Genomic DNA, 4054 nt, shown 5'->3' with positions numbered 1-4054 from the left:
GCCTGATCCATTCCGTGCGGGTGGCGCTGGGGTTGCTGGCGACGATTCTGCTGACTACTGGCATCAACCTGCCCCACGGTGAATGGGCATCGGTGACCATGCTGGTGGTGATCGGCGGTTTGCAGCATCACGGCAACATCGGCAAAAAAGCCGCCGAGCGCGCCATTGGCACCCTGATCGGCGCGGGGGTCGGATTGGCCTTGGTGGCGCAGCACGCCTGGCTGGGCATGCCGTGGCTGACCTACTTTTCCATGGCCGTGGTGTGTGGGTTTTTCTCTTATCACGCGATCGGCAAGGGCGGCTACACCGCCCTGCTCTCAGCGATCACTGTGTTCATCGTCGCCGGACATGGCGACAATCCGATCACCGATGGTCTGTGGCGTGGCGTCGACATCCTGATCGGCATCGCCCTCGCGCTGGCTTTCTCCTTTGCTTTGCCGCTGTATGCGGTCTACTCGTGGCGTTACAACCTTGCAGACGCGTTACGGGACTGCGCCACGGTGTACGGGCGCATCATCAACGGTGAAGCGGTCAGCGCCGACGAGCATGTGCGGCTGATGAGCAAGGTAGGTGCGGTGATGGTGCAGTTGCGCTCGCTGATGCCGTCGGTGTCCAAGGAAGTGAAGATCTCCATGACCGAGCTCGACGCGATTCAGCGCAACCTGCGCATGTGCATCAGCACGCTGGAGATTCTCGGCAATATCCGCCCCAACCTCAGCGACCCACAGGCCATGGCACATCTGCAAACGGCGCTGAAGGCTGAGCACCGGCAGATTCGCGTGCAGCTGATCGGCATGGCTCGCGCATTGAAAACCGGGGCCTCGCAACGGCTGGAGCGACCGATGGAGCTGCCAGCAGCGGACCTTGATGCGCCAGTCGCCAATACGCTCGACGGCTACCGGATGCTGACCCGGCAACTGGCGGCCAACATCAGCGAGATGCGCCAGCGCCTGGCAGCAACCGCACTGCGCTGGAACATCTGATCCTTATTGCGCCGCCAGCCGCCGGGCTTTCCAGCCCCAACCTTGTTGCATGCCGGCGGCGGCCAGCAGGATCGCTGCGACGCCTATCCATTGCAGCAATTCGAGGCGATGGCCGAAGGCGAACCAGTCAACGAAGATCGCCGCAATCGGATAGATAAAGGACAGCGCGCCGGTCAATGCCGTCGGCAATTTCTGAATCGCACCGTACAGCAAAACGTACATCAGACCGGTGTGCACGATCCCGAGAGTCAGCAGACTGGCCCAGGCTTCGACGCCTTGCGGCAACGCATCGAAATGCGCGAACGGCGCGAGCAACAACACCCCGGTGCAGACTTGAATCAGCGCGATCAGATGTGGCGGCGTGCCGGTCAGGCGCTTGATGATCAGTGCCGCGATCGCATACAGAAACGCCGCGCCCAACGCCAGGGCAATCCCTATCAAGTAATCGTTACCCTCCTCGCTTTGCGTGCCATGGGCGCTGACGATCGCCAGCATGCCCATGAACGAAATCGCCAGCCAGAACAGCTTCTGCAGGGTAATTTTCTCGCCGAGAAACAGTGCCGCCAGACCGACCAGCATGAATGGCTGCACGTTATAGACTGCGGTGCCGATGGCAATCGAGGCGCGGGAATAGGACGCGAACAGCAGCACCCAATTGCCGACAATCGCCCCACCACTGAGCACCGCCAGCAGAAACGTTGTGCGGGTCAGCATCCCCGGACGCAGGTAGCCGAACGCGGCGCAGACCAACAGCAAGGTCCCGGCGCCGAACACGCAGCGCCAGAACACCACGTCCAGCACCGGTTGCCCGGACACCAGCACAAACCAGCCGATCGTCCCGGATATCAGCATGGCGGCGGTCATTTCCAGCGAGCCGCGGCGAATTGGGTTGTCCATTATTGTTCTCCTGAGGCTGTGAGCGAAGCGTGGCAAAAGTATGCCAAGCGCACCTCGGGCTGCTCCAGCGCATAAAGCAGGCTAAACTTGGTTTTCGCCTTTTTTATCGAGGGTGATTTGCGCCCTTTGCCTAATCCGGAGTTTGAATGTGACTGACGATATCGATCAGATCCTCATCAGCGCGCTTATGGAAGACTCGCGGCGCTCACTGAAAGCGCTGGCGCAGATCAGCGGTTTGTCATCGCCAAGCGTTGCCGAACGGTTGCGGCGCCTGGAGGAACGTGGCGTGCTCAAGGGCTACACCGTGGAGATCGATCCGAAGTGCTTCGGCTATCAGTTGCAGGCGATCGTCCGTGTACGGCCGCTGCCAGGGCAATTGCAGGAGGTTGAGCGGCAGATCATGTCGATCCCTGAGTTCACCGAGTGCGACAAGGTCACCGGTGACGACTGCTTTATCGCCCGACTGCACGTGCGCTCGATGGAACAGCTCGATACCCTGCTCGACCGACTGAATACGTTGGCCGAAACCAACACCGCGATCGTCAAGAAGACCCCGGTCAAGCGACGCCTGCCACCGATGGCGTAGGTGTCTTTTACCAATGATCAGGGTAGATTGGGGTTTTTCGCGGCTAAGGAATGGCGCTATGAAAATTCAGGCAATACTGCTGGCCGGCATGCTGCTCGGCGGCTGTGGCACGATTCAAACGGTAGCACGCAACGATCAGGCTGCCGTTGACGGGCTCAAGCAGCAGAAAAGTTATTGCGGCGCGGTGCCGAGAATCTACAGCGGCCTCGCTTATGACTTCTGCACGCTGAACGCTCCGCTGGCCTCAGGCATCGATCCCGATGATCACCGCAACGCGGCCATTCCGGTGGTGCTGGTGGACGCCGTGGTCTCCGGCGCGCTCGATACTTTGCTGCTGCCCTACACGATCTACCGTCAGCAAGTGGACGGCAGCATCGTCATCAACTGAGCAGACACTTTTCTCCAGACGATAAAAAACCCGCCGAAGCGGGTTTTTTATTGCAGCCATTACGATCAGTCGTCGCGGCTCATGATGCCGAACAGTTGCAGCAGGCTGACGAACAGGTTGTAGATCGATACATACAGGCTGATGGTCGCCATGATGTAGTTGCGCTCACCGCCGTGGATGATCGCGCTGGTCTGGAACAGAATGCAGACCGACGAGAACAGCACGAAGCCGGCGCTGATCGCCAGTTGCAGGCCGCTGATCTGGAAGAAGAAGCTCGCCAGCGTAGCGCCCAGCAGGACAAAGAAACCTGCGGTGATGAAGCCGCCAAGGAAGCTCATGTCCTTGCGGGTGATCAGCACGTAGGCCGACAGGCCACCGAACACCAGTGCGGTCATGGCGAAAGCCGAGCTGACCACTTCAGCGCCGCCCTGCATGCCCAGGTAACGGTTGAGGATCGGGCCGAGCAGGAAACCCATGAAACCGGTCAACGCGAAGGCGGACACCAGGCCCCACGCGGAATCACGGAGTTTGTTGGTGAGGAAGAACAGCCCGTAGAAGCCGATCAGCACCACGAAAATGTTCGGGTAGCCGACACGCATCTGCTGGGCTACGAAGGCCATCACGCCGCTGAATGCGAGGGTCAGAGCCAAGAGACCATAAGTGTTGCGCAGGACGCGGCTAACCTCTAGCTGCTCAGCCTGCACGCTGTTATTAACTGCGTAATCCTGTTCGCGCATGGCGACACTCCTGTTGGTTTGAAACGTTCAGTCGCAAAGATCATAACAGACGCTCTGTAACAAGCCATGCAGAGAGTTTGACAGTGTGTTTCATTCAGGTATTATGGCGCCCGCAACGCAAACGGAGGTGTGGCCGAGTGGTTTAAGGCAACGGTCTTGAAAACCGTCGACTGTAACAGGTCCATGAGTTCGAATCCCATCGCCTCCGCCATCTTATGTACGACAAAGCCCTGATTATTCAGGGCTTTGTCGTTTCTGGCGTTTGAAAATCGAATCTTCCCGTTTGCGGGTTGTCCCTATTCTTCGATCGCTCGCAGCCACTCTCCAGCCGTCAATTTCCAAGCTACTTTGCCTTGACCGCAATGGCCCCGAATTCAAATTGGCGTTAGCATTTCATCCATCCGGCTTAACAAGCCTGTTTATTCAGATCAGGGTCGCATTGTGGAAAAGCTAAAACGCCTTC

General features: G+C 58.8%; 5 protein-coding genes and 1 tRNA gene. 4 read left to right on the top strand and 2 right to left on the bottom strand.

Translation table 11 applies throughout. From position 1 onward, the window contains the following. Nucleotides 1-2 precede the first annotated feature (2 nt). A complete protein-coding gene (locus D6877_RS06870; RefSeq protein ID WP_130910298.1) occupies nt 3-983 on the top strand; it encodes an FUSC family protein in 981 nt (326 codons plus the stop codon). A 3-nt stretch (nt 984-986) separates the two neighbouring features. Here D6877_RS06870 and D6877_RS06865 read toward each other — a convergent pair whose 3' ends face one another. Next, nucleotides 987-1880: a DMT family transporter gene (locus D6877_RS06865; RefSeq protein WP_130910297.1), complete on the bottom strand. Its 894-nt coding sequence runs from the start codon at nt 1878-1880 to the stop codon at nt 987-989. A 148-nt stretch (nt 1881-2028) separates the two neighbouring features. Between D6877_RS06865 and D6877_RS06860 the strand changes: the two genes are divergently transcribed. Together D6877_RS06860 and D6877_RS06855 are read left to right on the top strand one after the other, a co-directional pair. Continuing rightward, a complete protein-coding gene (locus tag D6877_RS06860; protein ID WP_056785725.1) occupies nt 2029-2466 on the top strand; it encodes an Lrp/AsnC family transcriptional regulator in 438 nt (145 codons plus the stop codon). A 58-nt stretch (nt 2467-2524) separates the two neighbouring features. Further along, on the top strand, nt 2525-2854 hold the full coding sequence (locus tag D6877_RS06855; RefSeq protein WP_130910296.1) for a YceK/YidQ family lipoprotein: 330 nt from the start codon (nt 2525-2527) through the stop codon (nt 2852-2854). 65 nt (nt 2855-2919) lie between these two features. Here D6877_RS06855 and D6877_RS06850 read toward each other — a convergent pair whose 3' ends face one another. Beyond that, nucleotides 2920-3591, bottom strand: coding sequence for a Bax inhibitor-1/YccA family protein (locus D6877_RS06850; protein ID WP_008006561.1), 672 nt, complete (start codon nt 3589-3591; stop codon nt 2920-2922). 123 nt (nt 3592-3714) lie between these two features. Between D6877_RS06850 and D6877_RS06845 the strand changes: the two genes are divergently transcribed. Continuing rightward, nucleotides 3715-3802: transfer RNA gene (locus D6877_RS06845), tRNA-Ser, on the top strand. Nucleotides 3803-4054 lie beyond the last annotated feature (252 nt).

Origin of the sequence: Pseudomonas sp. Sample_9, from assembly GCF_004307535.1 — a bacterium.
Lineage (GTDB): Bacteria > Pseudomonadota > Gammaproteobacteria > Pseudomonadales > Pseudomonadaceae > Aquipseudomonas > Aquipseudomonas mercuritolerans.
This window is presented reverse-complemented; position numbering and strand designations above follow the sequence as displayed.